Source organism: Brevundimonas sp. UYEF29 (assembly GCF_040546195.1).
Lineage (GTDB): Bacteria > Pseudomonadota > Alphaproteobacteria > Caulobacterales > Caulobacteraceae > Brevundimonas > Brevundimonas huaxiensis.
The window spans coordinates 191,183-210,039 of record NZ_JBEPNH010000006.1 but is presented as its reverse complement, the minus strand read 5'-3'; the positions used below and the strand labels follow the sequence as shown (position 1 = coordinate 210,039).

The 18,857-nt window shown below is 67.8% G+C and carries 20 protein-coding genes; 12 read left to right on the top strand and 8 right to left on the bottom strand.

The window, feature by feature from the left end; all coding sequences use genetic code 11:
• Positions 1 to 365: 365 nt before the first annotated feature.
• A complete protein-coding gene (locus tag ABIB58_RS11625; protein WP_265151296.1) occupies positions 366 to 569 on the top strand; it encodes a hypothetical protein in 204 nt (67 codons plus the stop codon).
• Between the two features lie 169 nt (positions 570 to 738).
• On the opposite strand, the gene ABIB58_RS11620 is transcribed toward ABIB58_RS11625, so the two are convergent.
• On the bottom strand, positions 739 to 1,293 hold the full coding sequence (locus ABIB58_RS11620) for a lipocalin family protein (RefSeq protein WP_265151298.1): 555 nt from the start codon (positions 1,291 to 1,293) through the stop codon (positions 739 to 741).
• 53 nt (positions 1,294 to 1,346) lie between these two features.
• Positions 1,347 to 1,724 carry a hypothetical protein gene (locus ABIB58_RS11615; protein WP_055754368.1) on the bottom strand — a complete coding sequence of 126 codons (378 nt, stop codon included), beginning with the start codon at positions 1,722 to 1,724 and terminating at the stop codon, positions 1,347 to 1,349.
• Positions 1,725 to 1,860: 136 nt separating this feature from the next.
• Between ABIB58_RS11615 and ABIB58_RS11610 the strand changes: the two genes are divergently transcribed.
• A complete protein-coding gene (locus ABIB58_RS11610) occupies positions 1,861 to 2,652 on the top strand; it encodes an SDR family oxidoreductase (RefSeq protein ID WP_265151301.1) in 792 nt (263 codons plus the stop codon).
• 128 nt (positions 2,653 to 2,780) lie between these two features.
• Positions 2,781 to 3,125 carry a hypothetical protein gene (locus tag ABIB58_RS11605; RefSeq protein ID WP_354041028.1) on the top strand — a complete coding sequence of 115 codons (345 nt, stop codon included), beginning with the start codon at positions 2,781 to 2,783 and terminating at the stop codon, positions 3,123 to 3,125.
• Here the strand turns inward: ABIB58_RS11605 and ABIB58_RS11600 are convergent.
• From ABIB58_RS11600 to fsa, 3 genes are read right to left on the bottom strand one after another with little or no spacing between them, the layout of a single operon-like run.
• Positions 3,122 to 4,066, bottom strand: coding sequence for a tyrosine recombinase XerC (locus tag ABIB58_RS11600; RefSeq protein WP_354041026.1), 945 nt, complete (start codon positions 4,064 to 4,066; stop codon positions 3,122 to 3,124). The genes ABIB58_RS11605 and ABIB58_RS11600 overlap by 4 nt on opposite strands.
• Entirely contained in the window at positions 4,048 to 4,761 is a 714-nt protein-coding gene (locus tag ABIB58_RS11595; RefSeq protein WP_354041035.1) for a DUF484 family protein, read from the bottom strand. Before ABIB58_RS11595 ends, ABIB58_RS11600 begins: the two co-directional genes overlap by 19 nt.
• 37 nt (positions 4,762 to 4,798) lie before the next feature.
• On the bottom strand, positions 4,799 to 5,452 hold the full coding sequence (gene fsa / locus ABIB58_RS11590) for a fructose-6-phosphate aldolase (protein ID WP_354041024.1): 654 nt from the start codon (positions 5,450 to 5,452) through the stop codon (positions 4,799 to 4,801).
• Between the two features lie 30 nt (positions 5,453 to 5,482).
• On the opposite strand from fsa, the gene ABIB58_RS11585 reads away from it, so the two are divergent.
• Positions 5,483 to 7,660: a primosomal protein N' gene (locus ABIB58_RS11585; RefSeq protein ID WP_354041022.1), complete on the top strand. Its 2,178-nt coding sequence runs from the start codon at positions 5,483 to 5,485 to the stop codon at positions 7,658 to 7,660.
• Positions 7,661 to 7,669: 9 nt separating this feature from the next.
• Here ABIB58_RS11585 and ABIB58_RS11580 read toward each other — a convergent pair whose 3' ends face one another.
• On the bottom strand, positions 7,670 to 8,068 hold the full coding sequence (locus ABIB58_RS11580; RefSeq protein ID WP_295175621.1) for a Tat pathway signal protein: 399 nt from the start codon (positions 8,066 to 8,068) through the stop codon (positions 7,670 to 7,672).
• 135 nt (positions 8,069 to 8,203) lie between these two features.
• On the opposite strand from ABIB58_RS11580, the gene ahcY reads away from it, so the two are divergent.
• The 3 genes from ahcY to ABIB58_RS11565 all read left to right on the top strand — a co-directional run bounded on the left by ahcY (position 8,204) and on the right by ABIB58_RS11565 (position 11,689).
• Positions 8,204 to 9,595, top strand: coding sequence for an adenosylhomocysteinase (gene ahcY / locus ABIB58_RS11575; RefSeq protein ID WP_265151313.1), 1,392 nt, complete (start codon positions 8,204 to 8,206; stop codon positions 9,593 to 9,595).
• A gap of 33 nt (positions 9,596 to 9,628) precedes the next feature.
• Entirely contained in the window at positions 9,629 to 10,849 is a 1,221-nt protein-coding gene (locus ABIB58_RS11570) for a BaiN/RdsA family NAD(P)/FAD-dependent oxidoreductase (protein ID WP_265151315.1), read from the top strand.
• A 456-nt stretch (positions 10,850 to 11,305) separates the two neighbouring features.
• Positions 11,306 to 11,689, top strand: coding sequence for a TFIIB-type zinc ribbon-containing protein (locus ABIB58_RS11565; protein WP_265151316.1), 384 nt, complete (start codon positions 11,306 to 11,308; stop codon positions 11,687 to 11,689).
• A gap of 6 nt (positions 11,690 to 11,695) precedes the next feature.
• Here ABIB58_RS11565 and ABIB58_RS11560 read toward each other — a convergent pair whose 3' ends face one another.
• Entirely contained in the window at positions 11,696 to 13,414 is a 1,719-nt protein-coding gene (locus ABIB58_RS11560; RefSeq protein WP_265151318.1) for a hypothetical protein, read from the bottom strand.
• A 255-nt stretch (positions 13,415 to 13,669) separates the two neighbouring features.
• Between ABIB58_RS11560 and chvI the strand changes: the two genes are divergently transcribed.
• From chvI to ABIB58_RS11535, 5 genes are all read left to right on the top strand, one after another.
• Positions 13,670 to 14,374 carry a two-component response regulator ChvI gene (chvI, locus tag ABIB58_RS11555; RefSeq protein WP_039243953.1) on the top strand — a complete coding sequence of 235 codons (705 nt, stop codon included), beginning with the start codon at positions 13,670 to 13,672 and terminating at the stop codon, positions 14,372 to 14,374.
• Positions 14,343 to 15,953 carry a two-component sensor histidine kinase ChvG gene (gene chvG, locus ABIB58_RS11550; RefSeq protein WP_354041018.1) on the top strand — a complete coding sequence of 537 codons (1,611 nt, stop codon included), beginning with the start codon at positions 14,343 to 14,345 and terminating at the stop codon, positions 15,951 to 15,953. Before chvI ends, chvG begins: the two co-directional genes overlap by 32 nt.
• A complete protein-coding gene (locus tag ABIB58_RS11545; RefSeq protein WP_354041016.1) occupies positions 15,950 to 16,378 on the top strand; it encodes an HPr kinase/phosphorylase in 429 nt (142 codons plus the stop codon). Before chvG ends, ABIB58_RS11545 begins: the two co-directional genes overlap by 4 nt.
• A 120-nt stretch (positions 16,379 to 16,498) precedes the next feature.
• Positions 16,499 to 16,903: a PTS sugar transporter subunit IIA gene (locus ABIB58_RS11540; protein ID WP_017506133.1), complete on the top strand. Its 405-nt coding sequence runs from the start codon at positions 16,499 to 16,501 to the stop codon at positions 16,901 to 16,903.
• Entirely contained in the window at positions 16,900 to 17,172 is a 273-nt protein-coding gene (locus ABIB58_RS11535; protein WP_017506134.1) for an HPr family phosphocarrier protein, read from the top strand. The genes ABIB58_RS11540 and ABIB58_RS11535 overlap by 4 nt, the downstream gene beginning before the upstream one ends.
• A gap of 557 nt (positions 17,173 to 17,729) precedes the next feature.
• Here the strand turns inward: ABIB58_RS11535 and ABIB58_RS11530 are convergent.
• A complete protein-coding gene (locus tag ABIB58_RS11530; protein ID WP_354041013.1) occupies positions 17,730 to 18,830 on the bottom strand; it encodes a phytase in 1,101 nt (366 codons plus the stop codon).
• Positions 18,831 to 18,857 lie beyond the last annotated feature (27 nt).

Below are 18,857 nucleotides of genomic sequence, written 5' to 3'. Positions count from 1 at the left end.
GCTGCGCTGACCGGCCTCTTGCCAACCCCGACAACCCCAGCTCAGATCACCAAAGGACTCTCGTTATGGCTGGATGAGAAATGGGGGTCACGTCAATGAACGCAAACAGAACGGCCACATGTGTCGGCCCTAAATCTCACCCTAAAAATGAATGGCGACGATCATGGTTCGTTCTGGACTGCTATGGAGCGTCCCTAGGAAAATGGGTCAAGTATCAATAGGTTAAAAAACAATCTGGGACGCGCCAGGACGAGGGGTTTGGCGTCCCTCGGCTCCACCAGGCGTTCCTGATCAGACAGAGCGTTACTGGCTGGACATCATCCGGCGCACCCTTCAGTCTGCGGTCTGTCTCGTCTAGGGTGTATATGGCTGCGCCGGATATCTTGCTGATCGTTGTCGTCGTAGCCGCTTTTGTGGCGATCTCCGCCTTCGTCGGGGTCGCGGTAGCGTCCGACGATAGCCATCGCCGGTATCCCGGCACGAAGTTTGATCGTTTCAGGGACATCGCGGTGATGAATGTTCCGGCCATCCCGTTTTTTGGCGCTGCTTTTCGCCAGTTCGATCAGTGATCTGGATGACGGTCGCTTCTTCACGCCCATATTGGCGCTTTGCGCTGGCTTCACCCTGGCGGGACACTTTTTACCGCCGGTAAAAAGGGCGCGGGAGCGTTTCAGGAGCGCCTATTCCGAAAACCCTCCCTGGCGCTGAACCAAAGAAGCCAGCCGCCAGGGCTAGCGATCAGTGCTGGGTCGGCCGGACCAAGGTCAGGTCATAGCCCAGGGCGCGGGTTCGGTTCAGGATGGTCTCGCGGACCTGGGGCGAGGGTTGCGCGGTGCGATTGAGCAGCCAAAGGTAGCGGCCCGACGGCTCGCCGACGATGGACCAGGAATAGTCGTCAGCATGGTCCAGCACCCAATAGTCGCCGACGTAGAAGGGGCCGAAGAAGGACACCTTCAGCTTGGCGTTGTCGCTGCCCTCGACGATCTTCGCCTTGCCCTCGGAGGTCTTTTCCGGACCATCGACCGCACCCTGTCGGCAGGTGTTCAGCACCCCGACCAGACCGTCATCGCGCACCGAATATTGGGCGGTCACGCCTTCGCAGCCGCGCTCGAACCCGTTTTCGTAGCGCCCGATTTCATACCACAGGCCGGCGTAGCGGTTCAGGTCGACCGGCTTCGTGGGTTGGGGCACGGCGGCGTTGCCGACGGGGCCGCGTTGAAGGGTGGCGCAGGCGCCCAGCGCCAGGGCGGCGCCGGCGATCAGGGCGATGGAAGCGATGCGAGCGATTTTCATGGCCGCAGAACGACGATGAGGGCGCCCGGTTCCGGACACTCGATCTCGTCAGATCACCGCAGCGCGACGTAGCCTCGTTCGATGACCCGGCGCAGAGCCTCGTAGGCTTCGGCCAGTTCGTCGTAGGCGGTGCGGGCGGCGGTCAGGCGGGCGACCTGGTCCGGCGTGACGGCCGAGCCGGAGTGGGCCAGGCGCAGCGATTCCGCCACCCATTTGGCGCGGGCCGTGGCGGTCATGACCGCCAGCTTTTGCAGCGAGCCGGCGTCCACGCCGGTCAGGGCGTGCCCGATCACCTCCTTGTTGGCGACATAGGCGGCGTAGTCGATCTGCTCCAGCTGCCCGCGCAGGCGGCGCTGTTCGTGGGGATCGGTGTCCTGCGGCTCGAAATGGTCGCTGTGGCGGCGGGTGCTGGACGTCATCTTGGTCGACATGGGCGAGCCCTCCCCGGCCTGTCCTGGCGGTCTAGGCGGCCGCTCGACAAAGAAGGTGCGCCGTCTCGGTTAACGCCGCGTTGCGCTGGGAACCCACGCATCCGATATCGGAGGCTGCACAGGATCGGAGATGGCCATGGACCTGAAACTGAACGGCAAGCGCGCCCTGATCTGCGGCGGCTCGTCCGGCCTGGGTCGCGCCGTGGCGACGGCCCTGGTCGCGGAGGGCGCGCACGTCGCCCTGCTGTCGCGCGATGCGGAAAAGCTTCAGGCCGTGGCGGATGCGCTGAACGCGACCGGACCGGGCAAGGCGGTCGTGGCGGCGGCGGATCTGGCGGATCATGAGGCGCTGTTGAAGGCGGTGGATCGGGCCGAGGATCTGCTGGGCGGGCCGATCGAAATCCTGCTGAACAACACCGGGGGGCCGCCGCCGTCGGGCGTGTCGGGACTGGAGCCTGCGGTGTGGCGCGATCATTTCGAGTCGATGGTGCTGTCGATCTTCCGCCTGACTGACCGGGTGCTGCCGGCCATGCGGGCGGCCGGCTGGGGGCGGATCCTGAACGTCGCCTCGATCACGGTGGTCGAGCCGTCGGCGGCGCTGGGCGTGTCCAACACCCTGCGGGCCTCGGTCGCGGCCTGGGCCAAGACGCTGGCCAATGAGGTCGGACCTGACGGGGTGACGGTCAACACCCTGTTGCCGGGTCGGATCGACACGCCGCGCATCGAAAGGCTGGACCAGGCGACCGCCGAGCGCACCGGCACGACGCCACAAGAGGCGCGGGCCGCATCCGTCAAATCCATCCCCGTCGGCCGCATCGGCACGACCGAGGAGTTCGGCGCCACCGCCGCCTTCCTGGCCAGTCCGCTGGCGGCCTACGTGACCGGCTCGCTGATCCGGCTGGACGGCGGGGCGATCAAGGCGATCTGATCTGGGAGGACGAGTTTGAACGGGCGCAATGCGTCTCATCGCAGCCGCGCCTGTTCGCCAAGCGTTCGGTGTCGTCTGGCCGATCGGGGGTTGTCGGCGTATCGTCGGAGCCTATTCAGGAGGATGCGATGCTGACCTTGCTTATGCTGGCCTTGTCCGACCCTGCGGCGGCGTCTTCCAGCGCGATCACCAGTCGTGATCTTGTCGTTGTTTCCGCCCCAAGGGAGAACGCGCAGCGTTGCGGCGATCCGCTGATGCAGGCTCGGCAAGACGGCGCCGGCGCCATGACGCTGGATCGCTCGCTCGATGACGGACAGGTCCGGCGATATCTGCTGCTGGACCGGCGCGACCAGAACAACTGTCCCTTGCCGATAAGCTACGCTGTGCCCGATCAACGGGCGCTGGGTCGAAACCTGATGCCGGCCCAGCCCGACGTCGGCGTGCCGCCGGCTCCGCCCGCGCCGCGTCGCTAGGCGCGCGGATGGGCGGCCGCATAGGCGTTCAAAAGGCGATCCGCATCGACGCCGGTGTATTTCTGGGTCGTCGACAGGCTGGCGTGACCCAGCAGTTCCTGGATCGATCGCAGGTCGGCGCCGGCGCCCAGCAGGTGGGTCGCGAAACTGTGGCGTAGGGCGTGAGGCGTGGTGCGTTCGGGCAGGCCTAGCCGCCCGCGCAGATTCTGGACCGAAGCCTGGACATGACGGGGGCTTAAAGGGCCGCCGCGGCGCGCGCGAAACAGAGCGTCGGCAGGCTGGAGCGGGAAGGGCAGCAGGGCCAGATAGGCGTCCACCGCATCGCGCACGGCGGGCAGGATCGGGGCGATCCGCGTCTTGGACCCCTTTCCCACGATGCGCAGCGTCTCCCCCAGCGGCGCATCGGCGCGGGTCAGGGACATGGCCTCGGAGATCCGCAGCCCGCAGCCGTAGAGCAGGGTCAGGACGGCGCGGTCCCGCGCGGCCTCCCACGGTTCGGCGTCGGGATCGACGTCCGGTTCGCCCAGCAGGGCGCGCGCCTGATCCTCGGTCACCGGCCGGGGCAGGGACGGCTTGACCTTTGGGCCGCGCACCAGGGCCAACTGCGGGGCGGGCGTGTCCAGCCGCCGGTCGAGGAAGGCGTGAAAACCGCGAATGGCCGATAAGCTCTGGCTAAGCGACCGGGCCGCCAGCGGGTGATCGCCTGAGCGCCGCTCGGCCATGTGGGCGCGGACCTCGGCGGCGGTGATCGTGCCCATGTCCCTGAGCGACAGCGCCTCGCCGCGATGGTGTTCGAGGAAGGCGACATATAGCCGGCCGATATGGCCATAGGCCTCCAGCGTGCGCGGCGACAGCCGACGTTCGTGCGCCAGATGATCCAGCCAGGCGCGCAGGGCGTCGGAGGCGGTCAGTTCAGGGCTTTTCAGTTCAGGACGGGCCATCGCTCGGCCATCCGCTCCGTCACCCGCGCCAGGAAGGCGGCCAGTTCGCAGCCCATGTTGGGGGTGAAGCCTTCGGGCTCGGGCGAGCCGAAGGCGCAGATGCAGGGGCGCGGCGGCCCGCCCGGCGTCAGGTGGGGTGCCATGCGGACCAGGGCGATGGACCTCACCTGATCCTCGGCCGCGCCGAAGAAATTCAGACCTTGGATCATCGGGCCGAGCCAGGTCAGGCCGTGCTCGCCCAGCAGGTTGTCGACGTCGCCTTCTTCCAGGGCGCGCCAGCCGAAGGGTACGCCGCCGGGTTTTTCCAGAGCGATGGCGGTGCCGGCCAAGCCGAACCGCCCCTGCGCCGCCGCATCCAGCCGCCGTGCCAGGTCGGAATGGTTTTTGGCCTCCATCAGGTCCAGGGTCGCGACGTGCGTCTGGGTCTGGGCGGCGAAGTTGGCGCGGGCGACCAGTTCGATCTCGCGCCGGGCGCCGGTCTCGCGCTCGACCACGGCCTCCAGCCGCGTCAGGGCGGCGGCGCCGAACTCGACCACGTTGCGGCCGTGCGGCCGCAGGCCGATCTCTTCCAGCAGGGACCGGTCGTCCAGCAGGGTCTGGGGATGGGTCTGCAGCCAGCCGCGCACGTCGGGCCAATGCAAGCCGTCGCCGATATGGGGCGTTGCGTCCGATTCCGACGTTTCGAAAAGGTCCAATGAGCCGCTCAAACAGACCTCTCCGGGAACCGCGATGCTACAGAATAGACTGACCCGTCTTGGCCCAGTCCGACACGAAGGCATCAAGACCCTTGTCGGTTAACGGGTGGTTCACCAAGGCCTTGAATGTGTCGGCGCCGAAGGTGGCGGCGTCCGATCCGGCGACGGCGGCGGCGGCGACATGGCCCACATTGCGCAGGGACGCGGCCAGGATCTGGGTCTCGAAACCGTGCACGTCATACAGGACGCGGATTTCTTCCAGAAGGCCGATGCCGTCGGCGCCGTTGTCTTCCAGACGTCCGACGAACGGCGAGACGAAGGTGGCGCCGGCCTTGGCGGCCAGCAGGGCCTGGGCGGCCGAGAAGCACAGGGTGACGTTGGTCTTGATACCCTTGTCGGTGAAGATGCGGCAGGCGCGCAGGCCATCCCAGGTCAGGGGCAGTTTCACCACGACGTTCGGGGCGATGGCGGCCAGCTTGTCGCCCTCCTTGACCATGGTCTCGAAATCAAGCGAGACGGCCTCGGCGGAAATCGGCCCCTCGACCAGGGCGCAGATTTCGGCGATGACCTCGGCGATGTTCCGACCCGACTTGGCGATCAGCGACGGATTGGTGGTGACGCCATCCACCATTCCGGTGGGGACCATGTCCTTGATGACGGCGACGTCGGCGGTATCGAGAAAGAGTTTCATGGGCGGCTTCATAGCCGAGGGCGCAGTTCGGTGAAAGTCGCCTCGGTCCTCATTCCCCTGCCGGTGCCGGAGGCCTTCGACTACGAGGTTCCCGAGGCGCTGAGCCTGGCACACGGAGATTTGGCGCGGGGCGATCAGGTCGCTGTGCCGCTGGGGCCGCGCCTGATCCGGGGCGTGGTGTCTGAGGTGTTCGAAACCACAGGCTCGAACCGGCGCCTGAAGGCGATCGACAGCCGATTGGACGATCCGCCCCTGCCGGCGGGCGTGATGGATTTCGTCGAATGGGCCGGGCGCTGGACCCTGTCGGCGCCGGGCGAGATGGCGGCGACGGCGCTGAAGGGCTTGCGCGCGCCCCGGCCCCGGCCGGAACGCCGGGTGCGACGGGTGGGCGAGCGGTCGCCCTCGCGCGCCACCCCGGCGCGGACCGGCGTGCTGGAGGCCTTGGGCGATCGCGCCATGCCGCCGGCCGATCTGGCGCGGGCGGCGGGCGTGTCGTCGGGCGTGGTCAAGGGCCTGATCGACGAGGGCGTGCTGGAGATCATCGAGATCGCGGCCGAGGCGGCGTTCGACCGGCCCGATCCCGACCACGCGCCCGCCGCGCTGAACGGCGACCAGGCGGCGTCGGCGACGGCGATGGCGGAGGGCGTGGCGGGCGGCGGCTTCCGCCCCTTCCTGCTGGACGGGGTGACGGGATCGGGCAAGACCGAGGCCTATCTGGAGGCCATCGCGCGGGTGCTGCGGGCCGATCCGGCCGCGCAGATCCTCATCCTGCTGCCCGAGATCGCGCTGACCCAGGCCCTGATCGAGCGGATCGCGGCGCGCTTCGGCGCCGCTCCGGCCGAATGGCATTCCGGCGTCGCTCCGCCGCGCCGCCGCCAGGTGTGGGAGGCGGTGGTCGCCGGGCGCTGCAACATCGTGGTCGGGGCGCGCTCGGCCCTGTTCCTGCCCTTTACGAACCTGCGCCTGATCGTGGTGGACGAGGAGCACGATGGCTCGTTCAAACAAGAGGAAGGCCTGGTCTATCACGGCCGCGACCTGGCCGTGGCGCGGGCGCGGATCGAGGGAGCTGCGGTGGTCCTGGCCTCGGCGACGCCGTCGCTGGAGACGCTGTGGAACGCGCAGAGCGGACGCTACGACTGGCTGAAGTTGGGCGCGCGGCACGGAACGGCGGTCCTGCCGGACATCGGCCTGCTGGACCTGAGGCAGAACACGCCCGACCCCCAAACCTGGCTGTCGCAGCCGCTGCGTCTGGCCATCGGCGAAACCTTGGCGCGGGGTGAGCAGACCCTGCTGTTCCTGAACCGGCGCGGCTATGCGCCCGTCGTCCTGTGCCGCGCCTGCGGCCATCGGCTGACGGCGCCGGACACCGACAGCTGGCTGGTCGAGCATCGCTATACCGGGCGGCTGGTCTGTCACCTGACCGGCTTCTCCATGGCGCGTCCCAAACTGTGTCCCTCGTGCGGGGCCGAGGATTCGCTGGTCTCGGTCGGGCCGGGGGTTGAGCGGGTCGAGGAAGAGGTGCGCCAGCTGTTCCCCGAGGCGCGCACGGCGGTGTTCAGTTCCGACACCGCGCCGGACGCCAGGTCGGCGCGCGCCCTGATCCAGAAGATGACGGACGGCGAGATCGACATTCTGGTGGCGACGCAGGCCGCAGCCAAGGGCCACAACTTCCCGCGCCTGACGCTGGTGGGCGTGGTGGATGCGGACCTCGGCCTGCGGGGCGGCGATCTGCGCGCGGCCGAGCGGACCTACCAACTGCTGGCCCAGGCTACCGGGCGAGCGGGTCGGGCGGATCGGCCGGGGCGGGCGCTGCTTCAGACCTGGACGCCCGAGCATACGGTGCTGACAGCCCTGGCGGCCGGCGATCGCGACGCCTTCGTCGAGGCGGAAATGGCCGAGCGCGAGGCCGCGTCCCTGCCGCCCTACGGCCGGCTGGCGGCGATCATCCTGTCCAGCGAGAATGCGGCCGCCGTCGAGAAGACGGCGAACGACCTGGCCCAGGCCATTCCCAACGCCGAGCGGCTGGAGGTCTATGGCCCCGCCGATGCGCCGCTGGCTCTGGTGCGGGGGAGGCGGCGCAAGCGGCTTCTGGTGCGGGCCGACCGGGACGTGAACCTCCAAGCGTTCCTGCGCGCCTGGCTTCAGCGGGTGAAGGTGCCGGGGTCGGTCCGCCTGACGGTGGACGTGGACCCCTATTCGTTCCTCTAGAGGCGGAAGTCAGACCGCCATGACGGTGCCGAGCAGCAGGCGAGCGCCGGCGCGGCCCAGGGTGGCGTTGGTCGCCGCCTGAAGCGCGGCCGACAGCTGGTCGATGTCGGGCACGACGCCGGGACGCAGGCCGTTGGCGAAGCGCTGAGCGGCGGTGTTGTAGGCGGCGCGCAGGCGCGGCGCAGACTGCTGGGCGCGGGTGCGAAGGGCCGCATCGGGCACGTCGACCCCGGTTTCGATGGTCAGCACACCCCGACGACCGTTCGCCTGAAGGATCGAGGCGGTGATGACTGGCAGCCGGATATAGGTGTCGGCCGACGGCGCCGCGCCGCCGCTCGAAGCGCGGGCGGAGGTCGAGGCGGCGGCCGTCGCGACGACGGCGAGACCGAGTAGAGCGCGGCGTTCCATGATAAGGTCTATACCGGCCAGGATTTAAGAAACTGCTGAGCCGGGATCGCATAAGGATATCTTTATGTGTTTGTTGATACTCGGCGCGCGCCGGGCTATGAGGGCCCAAACTCATTGCGGCCGGGAGCCCAAGCCATGACCGACTACATCGTTCGCGACATCACCCTGGCCGATTGGGGCAACAAGGAAATCGAGATCGCTGAAACCGAAATGCCGGGCCTGATGTCCCTGCGTGACGAGTTCGGCGCCAGCCAGCCGCTGAAGGGCGCCCGCATCGCCGGCAGCCTGCACATGACGATCCAGACGGCGGTTCTGATCCAGACGCTGGAAGCCCTGGGCGCCGAAGTGCGCTGGGCCTCCTGCAACATCTTCTCGACCCAGGACCACGCCGCCGCCGCCATCGCCGCCAACGGCACCCCGGTCTTCGCCACCAAGGGCGAGACGCTGGAAGAATACTGGGACTACGCCCACAAGATCTTCGAATGGGCCGACGGCGGCTATCCGAACCTGATCCTGGACGACGGCGGCGACGCGACCCTGCTGTGCGTGCTGGGTCCGAAGGCCGAGAAGGACATCTCGGTTCTGGCCAATCCCCAGAACGAAGAAGAAGAGGCTCTCTTCAAGGTTATGAAACGCTATCTGGCTGAGAAGCCGGGCTTCTATTCGGCCATCCGCGACGCCATCGGCGGCGTGTCGGAAGAGACGACCACGGGCGTGCACCGCCTGTATCAAATGGCTGAAAAGGGCGAGTTGCCCTTCCCCGCCATCAACGTCAACGACAGCGTCACCAAGTCCAAGTTCGACAACCTGTACGGCTGCCGTGAATCGCTGGTCGACGCGATCCGTCGCGGCACCGACGTCATGCTGTCGGGCAAGGTCGCGGTGGTCTGCGGCTACGGCGACGTGGGCAAGGGCTCGGCCGCCTCGCTGCGCCAGGGCGGCGCCCGCGTGATCGTGACCGAGATCGACCCGATCTGCGCCCTACAGGCCGCGATGGAAGGCTATGAAGTCCAGACGCTGGACGACACCGCCGGCCGCGCCGACATCTATGTGACGACGACCGGCAACAAGGACGTCATCACCGTCGACCACATGCGGCAGATGAAGAACAACGCCATCGTCTGCAACATCGGCCACTTCGACTCGGAGATTCAGGTCGCCGGTCTGAAGAACTTCAAGTGGGACGAGATCAAGCCGCAGGTCCACCACGTCGAGTTCCCGGACGGCAAGAAGATCATCCTGCTGTCGGAAGGCCGCCTGGTGAACCTGGGCAACGCCACGGGCCACCCGTCCTTCGTGATGTCGGCGTCCTTCACCAACCAGACGCTGGCCCAGATCGAACTGTGGACCAACGCCGACAAGTACGCAAACAAGGTCTACACCCTGCCCAAGCATCTGGACGAGAAGGTCGCCATGCTGCACCTGGCCAAGCTGGGCGCCAAGCTGACCGTGCTGACCAAGGATCAGGCCGACTACATCAACGTGCCGGTCGAAGGCCCGTTCAAGGCGGATCACTACCGTTACTAAGCTCTCCCCGAGGCTGGAACCGCGGGGTTCCAAGTGACGAGGGCGTCTTCGGACGCCCTCGTCGACGTCCTTGTGGTCGGGGCCGGCGCGGCCGGGATGATGGCCGCCATCGAGGCCGGGCGACGCGGGCGGCGGGTCAGGGTCGTGGACCATGCCGACCGGCCGGGCGAGAAGATCCGCATCTCGGGCGGCGGGCGCTGCAACTTCACCAATCTGGGCTGCGGACCGGCGAATTTCCTGGGCGAGAACCCCCGGTTCGCGACCTCGGCCCTGCGCCGCTACACCCAGCACGATTTCGTCAAGCGCATCGATAGGGCCGGGATCGCCTGGCACGAGAAGACGCTGGGCCAGCTGTTCTGCAACGACAGCGCCAAGCAGATCGTCCGTATGCTGACCGACGACATGGCGGCGGCGGGCGTCGTCCTGAGCCTGAAGACCGGGGTGTCGCGGATCGAACGAGCCGGCGAGGGCTTCACGGCGATCCTGTCGGACGGCTCGCAGGTTACGGCGGCGTCGCTGGTCGTGGCGACCGGAGGCAAGTCGATCCCCAAGATGGGGGCGACCGGCTGGGCCTATGAGGTGGCGCGGCAGTTCGACATTCGCGTCACCGAGACCCGACCGGCGCTGGTTCCCCTGACCTTCGAGGCGGGACTGCTGGAGACGCTGACGCCGCTGGCGGGGGTGGCGGTGGACGCCTCGGTCGCCTCGGCGCCCGAAGGGGCCAAGGCGCGCAAGGCCAGCTTCAACGAGGCGATGCTGTTCACGCATCGCGGTCTGTCGGGGCCGGCCATTCTGCAGATCAGCTCCTACTGGCGCGAGGGCGAGGCGGTGGTGGCCTCGATGGCGCCCGGCCGCGACGTGTTCGAGGAGTTGAAGGCGGCCAAGGCGTCGAACGGCAAACAGGCTGTGCATACGGCGCTGGGCCATATCGTGCCGCGCCGTCTGGCCGAGAGCCTATGCCACCGCGAAGGGGCGTCGGGCAATCTGGCGGACCTGTCGGACAAGGTGCTGCGGCGGCTGGATCAGGCGGTCAACGCCTGGGCGGTCAAGCCGGTGGGGTCCGAAGGTTACAGGACCGCCGAGGTGACGCTGGGCGGGGTCGATACGGCCGCGCTGGACCAGCAGACGATGCAGGCCAAGGCGGTTCCGGGCCTATATTTCATCGGCGAGGCGGTGGACGTGACCGGCTGGCTGGGCGGCTATAATTTCCAGTGGGCCTGGTCGTCGGGCTGGGCCGCCGGGCAGGTCTGCTAGATTTTTTGAGGTGCAATCTGTGCACTTTAGCCGGCGGGTCCGCTGGCAAAAACACCGTCTAATTCGTCTAATCTGTCTATTTCGGCGCGCGTTCTGGCGGGACGCGAAGATGTCAAAGACCGGGTCGCCATTCTAACCCGGTGCAGGACCATGAAAGGCGAGTGGTCGCTGGTCAGTCGTAAGCCGTGGTAAAATCTCGCAATCGTCGTCGCTGATAGGATGGCGGGGATGGCCCAAGCCCCCTGCGGCCCCGCGACGCATGGCGGCGGGCGGCGACGGCGCCTAGCTTGAAGAGGCGGAACGGGCCCCTCTGGCGTTCTCGCGGTCCGGCGTCCCCCTTCCTTGCGTCGGATCGTGCGACGCGATGTCGGACCGCACGGGCGTGTCGTTGCGGCGAAGCTTTCCCCTCCTGGCCTGTCGCATCGACCGCCCAGTCCTTTTCGATCGGAGCCCGACATGCCCCTTCTGATGTGCCCCAACGACAACGCCGCGATGCAGACGCTGGAGCGCAACGGCGTTCAGTTCGACATGTGCCCCGAGTGCCGGGGCGTCTGGCTGGATCGCGGCGAGCTGGAAAAGCTGATGGCCGCCGCCGTCGAGGAGGGCCGCGCCACAGCCCCGGTCGCGCCCGCGCCGCAGGCCTATGCGCCGCCGCCTCAGCCCTATGCCCAGCCCCAGTCCCAACCTCAGGCCCAACCGTGGGGCGGCGGGGCGTCACAGCCGTATCGCGGCGACGATCGAGGCTACCGGAGCGACAAATACCGCGACGACCGGCATCGCGACGACGATTATCGCTACAAGAAAAAGAAGCGCGACAGCATCTTCGACATCTTCGACTGAGGCTGGCTAGGCCGCCAGACCCGCTTGCTGCATCAGGCCTCGCAACGCCGCGAGGTTTTGCGGCGCGGCGGTCAGGGCGGTGCGGACGTCGGGCGAGCGCAGCAGCTTGATGGCCTCAGCGCGGGCGCGGTCGGCGACGGGGCCGAGCGGGCCGGCTTCCCCAGTGGCCAGTTTCAGCAGGGCTGTCAGCTTTTGAGGCGCAGCCGCCTGGGCGCGGACGATCTGCGCGATCAGATGGGCGTCGGCCTCCAGATTGGCGCCGACCGCGCCGATGGCGTCCATGATCTGGGTCTGGTCGTGATCGGCCAGATGCGCGGCCTGAACCGAGCGTTGAAGCCGGGCCAGAGTGGCCAGCTTGTGCGAGGCGCTGGGGCCGCCCGGGACGGACTGGCGGATCTCGGTTTCGAAGCGCAGCGAGCCGATGCAGGCGCTGAGCCAGCGCGCGGCGGCGCGCTTGTTGGCTCCGCCGGTGACGTTCTCGCACAGGCGGGTCAGCTGCTCGGCCTCGACCAGAACCGTGGGGCAGGGGTTGACGTAGGCGCCGACGAAATCGGCCGTGACCAGGCTCTTGGAGCGTTCGACGAAGGCGATCTGGACCTCTTCCAGCGTCAGCAGACGACCGGCCGAGGCGGTCAGGGCCATGGCCAACAGGCGCAGGATGTCGATCTCTCCGACCGGATCGTGGGGGCGAAGGCGGCGCTGGCTGGTCAGTTCGCGGGTGACGAGACGGGCCAGGGACGCGGCCAGAAGCGGAAACTCGCCCGAGGCCAGATGCAGGCCCAGGCGCGCGGCCGGTCCCTCGACCTGCGGCATCATCAGGGCGAGGCGCGGGTCCATCCGCAACAGGGCGTCCATCTCCTCCGGCGCGACCATGCGCACGATGGCCGCCAGATTGGCGCCCTGGTCCAAGGACGGACCCAGAATCTCGGTCAGGTTGGTGCGCACGGCCAGCATTTCGGCGACGATCTGCTCGACCACCACCACGACCAGGGCGCGCGGCGGGCCGTCTGCGGGCGCGGCGTCCATCAGGTCCATCAGCACGGTCAGGCGATCGCGGGCGCCGCGCCGACCCTTCAGCGCGCCGGCGACCACCCCGCCCATGCGCAGCGCCCGATCCGGCGCGCCGGTCAGCCGATGCGCCAGATCGGCGATGGAGCGGTCGTCCAGCGCGGGGAACAGGCCGTCGCGTCCGGCCTTGCGCAGCCGGGCCATCGCCTGTTCGGTGAGCTTTTGGTAGTGGCGCACGACGCCGTGCACCTCCTGGCCCGTGGCCTGGCTTTCGGGGACTGCGACCTTCTGGATGGCGTGCTGAAGCTCGACCCCGGCCGCCTCCAGCCGTTCGGCCACATCGGGCCGATGCAGCAGTTCGAAGGCGGTCACGCCCTCGCGTTTCAGCCAGTCCTCCAGCACCCGGCCGATCAGCGCGCGGGCATGGGGCGAATAGAGTTCGGTCGGACTGCTGCAGGCCGGCGGGACCGCCTTGTCGGCGACCTTCTTCTTTCGCTCCTCCGGCGCGCCCAGCGTCAGGATGGTCAGGGAGCTGAACTCCATCGTCTCGGGGTCCAGCGTCTCCTTGGTCACGCGCGAGGCGATGGCGAGACGGTCCCGAAGCTGTTCCTCGGCGGTCTCGATGGCGTGTTTGCGGTCTTCGGTCGCGATCAGCAGCGTCCACGACGACGGGGCGCTCTTGCGGACATAGACTTCGTAATGGATCGGACCCGCCATGGGCCGATCCTGCATCCCAAGCCTTTAAGGCGAGGTTTTCGAAGGCGGAATGTTTCTGCCCGCGCCGGAGCGACGCGGTGCGCGCGTTGAAATGAGGCAGCGCCGTGACCATCTGGATGTCACCGAACCGCTTTCGGGTTGCAGGCGATTTTCATTCGAGCCGAAACGCCTTAGCCCTAATGTGACCGAGATCGAACGGTTACGCTTGCTGTGCGTTCTTGCTCGCGGGAACGTAAAGTTCAGGAGAAAACACCCTTGGCCAACATCACTCTGGTCGATGACGACGAGAACATCGTGGCGTCCGTTTCGCTGGCGCTGGAAAGCCATGGCCACAAGATCACCGCCTATCACGACGGGGCCTCGGGCCTGGCCGCGCTGGAATCCTCGCCGCCCGATCTGGCGATCCTGGACGTGAAGATGCCGCGCATGGACGGGATGGAGGTGCTGCGTCGCCTGCGCCAGACCTCGCAGATCCCGGTCATCATGCTGACGTCCAAGGACGAGGAGATCGACGAGATCCTGGGCTTCAACCTGGGCGCCGACGACTATATCCACAAACCCTTCAGCCAGCGTCTGCTGATCGAGCGGGTCAAGGCGCTGCTGCGCCGCACGGGCGCCGACGGCGGCGAACCGGAATCGGCGGCCGAGGTCTCGGGCCGGGCGATCAAGCGCGGCAAGCTGTCGATGGACCCGGCGCGCCACGAGTCGACCTGGGACGGCAAGCCCGTCAAGCTGACTGTGACAGAGTTCCTGCTGCTGCAGGCCCTGGCCCAGCGTCCGGGATTCGTGAAGAGCCGCGACAACCTGATGGACGCCGCCTACGACGACCAGGTCTATGTCGACGACCGCACCATCGACAGCCATGTGAAGCGGATGCGCAAGAAGTTCCGCGCCGTGGACAATGAGTTCGACGCGATCGAGACCCTGTATGGCGTCGGCTACCGCTACCGCGAGAGCTGAACCGGGCGGGCGAGAGCCCGACGAGGAGCCCCAGCGCCGGCCGTTGTTCCGCTTCGGCGGATCGCGGCTGGGCGGCTTCATCCTGGTGCTCAATCTGCTCAGCCTGCTGATCCTGTTCGGCGGGGCCCTGGCGATCAACGAATGGCGTCCAGGCCTGATCGAGGCGCGTCAGGAATCGCTGACGGTCCAGGCCGAGCTGCTGGCCAATGTGTTGCGCGAAGAAGGCGTGACGCGGGGCGAGCCGACGCCCGAACTGGACCCCATCCGCGCGTCGATCTGGCTGACCGACCGGTTCATTCCGGCGGGCCAGCGGGTGCGGCTGTATGATGTGAATGGCCTGTTGCTGGTCGACAGCTATCAGGTGACCGAGGCCATCGGCGGGCGGCCCCTGCCCGACGCGCAACCGGCGGGGACGGCGACCGAGGACGCCGCCAAGGCCAATCTGCTGTCAGAGCGCCGCGTCGCCCGCGCCGACAGCGAACTGGCGGCCGAGGTGGCGGCGGCGCTGGACGGCTCGCCCCAATCGACCCTGCGTCGCAATGAATCCGGCGACCGCGTCGTCTCCGTGTCCATTCCCGTGCGCCATGTGCGTCAGGTGCTGGGCGTGCTGACCGTCGAATCCGGGGACGTGGACGAAATCCTGGGCGCCCAGCGGCAGGCGCTGTTCCCGTTCGCCCTGGTGGCGCTGGGGGTCAATCTCTTGGGGTCGCTGCTGCTGCATCTGTTCGTGGCGCGGCCGATCATGCGGCTGTCGGCGGCGGCGGATCAGGTGAAGCTGCAGCGTGCGCGGGCCATCTCCCTGCCGGACCTCGAGGATCGCAAGGACGAGATCGGCGACCTCGCGCGGTCGCTGGAATCCATGACCGACACCCTGTCGACGCGGATGGACGCCATCGAACGGTTCGCGGCCGATGTGTCGCACGAGATCAAGAACCCCCTGACCTCGATCCGGTCGGCGCTGGAGACCCTGCCGCTGGTCAAGACCGATGCGCACCGCGAGAAGCTGACGGCGCTGTTGCAGCAGGACGTGCGTCGGCTGGACCGGCTGATCACCGACATCTCGAACGCCTCGCGGCTGGATGCGGAGTTGTCGCGCGATCGGCCGCGGCCGGTCGACCTGAACCGGCTGCTGGTCGATATCGTCGGCGTCTATGAGACGACGGCCAAGCCGGGCGACATTCCGGTCGTGCTGACGGCGCCCGAACAGGCCCTGCGGGTCATGGGGCGCGACGGGCCGCTGGGGCAGGTGTTCCGCAACCTGATCGACAACGCCCGCTCGTTCAGCCCCGCAGGCGGCGTGGTGCGGGTGACGCTGGAGGACATCGGGGACGATCTGCCGATCCGCGTGCGGGTCGAGGACCAGGGGCCAGGCATTCCGGCCGAGAACCTGGAGACAGTGTTCGAGCGGTTCTACACCTCTCGGCCCAAGGGGGCGGTGTTCGGCTCCAACTCGGGCCTCGGGCTGTCCATCGTGCGTCAGATCGTCGAGGCGCATGGCGGTCGCGTCCACGCCGAAAACAAGGCCGAAGGCGGGGCGCGGTTCGAGATCGTCTTCCCGGCGGTCGGCCGCTGGTCGTGAGCCCTGGCCAGCCGATCCACGCCACCACCGTCGCCGTGCGCCGTCGCGGGGCCTGGCAGGGTGTGATGATCCTGGGGCCGTCGGGCGCGGGCAAGAGCGATCTGGCGCTGCGGCTGATCGGGCGCGGCTGGCGGCTGGTCAGCGACGACTACACCCAGGTCTGGGCCTCGGACGGGGCCGTTCATGCGTCAGCGCCGGCCGCCATCGCCGGTCGGATCGAGGTGCGCGGCCTGGGAATCGTGGCCGCCAGAACACGCCCGGTCTGTCGCGTGGCGCTGGCTGTCGCCTGTGTGGCGGAGGGAGTCGAACGGCTTCCGGAGCCGCAGACACGGGCTTTCGCGGGGGTCGATCTGCCCCTCCTTGAGCTGGATCCGCGACCCGCCTCGGCCGTCGATGTGGTCGCAGCGGCGTTGGAGACGCTTTGAAACCCCGAAAGACGGGTCTATGACACGCCCCTTGCGGTCCATAGAGGGCGGCGTCCGGCCTCCCTTGCCGGGCGGGGGAATGCCTGGGACGGTTCGGGGCGGGATGCGAGTGAAGTCCTCATGATCGGTCTGGTGATCGTCACCCACGGTGGGTTGGCGTCCGAGTTTCTCTCCGCCATGGAGCATGTGGTCGGCCCGCAGCGCGGCGTCGCGGCCATCTGCATCGGGCCTGACGACGACATGGAGCGTCGGCGTCGCGACATCGTCGATGCGGCCGCCGCCGTGGACGACGGCGAAGGGGTCATCCTGCTGACCGACATGTTCGGCGGCACGCCGTCGAACCTGGCCATCTCGGTGATGGAACAGACTCGCGCCGAGGTCATCGCCGGGCTGAACCTGCCGATGCTGATCAAACTGGCCAGCGTGCGCGGGCGCGAGACGCTGGAATCCTGCGTGGCCCATGCGCAGGACGCCGGGCGCAAATACATCTCCGTCGCGTCCTGGGTGCTCGCAGGCGAAAAATGACCGTCACCGCGACCCTGAACATCTGCAACACGCGCGGCCTGCACGCCCGCGCCTCGGCCAAGTTCGTCAAACTGGCCTCCAGCTTCGAAAGCGAGATCCACGTCACCCGCGACGGCGTGACGGTGGACGCCCGCTCGATCATGGGCCTGCTGATGCTGGGCGCCGGCATCGGCTGCAGCATCGACGTGTCCGCCGAAGGGCCGGACGCCGAAGAGGCGATGGAGGCCCTGACCGACCTGGTCGCGCGCAAGTTCGACGAGGATCAGTAGAGGTCCGCCGTTACCTTCGAGGATATGCCTAAGCTCATAAGGCCGGCCGCGGGGCCAGACAGCGGCCGTTCCGACTCTTTGCTCGGGGGTGTGAAGCGGACATTCTCTGGGCTACCGTTCCCGAATGAATAGCGAGCGGCCCTCAAGGAAACTGTCGCGCTGGATCACCATGCCAATCGCACTGATTGTCACGGTGTTGCTCGCCAACTTACTCAACCGATCGGCGATAGAACGGCTTGATACGGCCCGGCAACACTTGTCCCTTGCGGGATATCCGGACGCTCAGTTGAACAAAGTTCAAATCCCGAGAAACATGACGCGCTGCAATGTCAGCCAAGTGCGTAGGAACAGAGGCTTTGCCTACGGTTGGGAGACCAAGACGCACGCTGGAGTTTTCTGCCTTCCGACAGACGGGCGACCCACTCGAATTCCTTTCAATTGATGTCCGCAATGGGTCGCGAGCAGTCTTCGCTTCGACACCAACTTTTGGACCTTCAAACCGCGGCTTGAGCCGATACCGTTATTGGCGAGCCTCCCAAGAATGACTGGGTCGGCCGCTACAGACCCAGCGCCCGTCGGATGTCGCGCCAGTCGACGTATTTGAAGTTCTGGGTGCCGATGTCGTTGACGTCGTCCTGGATCACGACAAGGCCGTCGGGGAAGGGGCCGACCTGACCGCTGGCGGCCGCCAGGCCGTCGGTGCCGGTGACGCCGTCGACCGCGCCGTCCACGATCTTGAAGCGGCCCTTGTACTCGGGCGCCGGGCCGTCGATGCGCCAGACGGGGAAGGTGGAATCGCCCTGGCTGGAGGCGATCAGATAGCGGCCCGAGGCGTCGGTGATGGTGGTCAGGCCTTCGGCGTCGGCGACCAGGATGTCCTTGGCGATGGGCTGGATCAGGGTGCGGGCCGCGCCCGACGCCGGGTTCAGGCCATAGCGCCACAGGCCGACGTTCTCCTCGTTGATGTAGAGGGCGTCGGTGGCTTCGTCGGCGGCGCAGCCTTCGGAGATGGTGCCGATCTCGGCGCGGCGGACCAGACGCGCCGTGGGCTGGCCGGCGGCGTCCACGCCCAAGACGAACTGGCGCAGCTCGCCCTCGTGCCCGACCAGGATGGCGTGAACCTCGGCCCCGCGCCGCGCGAGGCAGAAGCCGTAGGGTTCGACCACGTCGGTGGCGACGGCGCCCCAATAGCGCACGCCGTTCTGGCCGGTCCCGGCCGGGTCAAAGGTGTAGAGGGAGATGCCGGTCTTGCCCGGCGTGCGGTCGCTGGCGCCCAGCACCACCTGCGGGCGGCCGCCGACTGACAGGCCCTCGACCACATCAACATTGTTCAGCAGGCCCTCGGGCAAGAACTGCAGGATCTGGCCGTCGAAGCCGTAGATGTAGAGGCCTGACTTCTTGTCCGTGCCGGCGACGAAGCCGGGCGTCTGGCGCCCCATGATCGTGACCGGGTTCGCTGAGGCCCAGACGGCGGGGTCGTCGGCGGCGTCCTGACCCGCCGTGCCGACCGACGGGGTTTCCAGCACGGCCATGACCGGGGCGCCCGGACCGACGAACCCTTCGCCCTCGCCCTGATAATCGACCTCGTGCGTGGCGCAGGCGGCGAGCAGGGCCAGGGCGGCGCAGGCGCTCAGCGAGCGGGCGAGGGAAGGGCGCATGTCGGTCTCCGGACGATCTGGACGCGT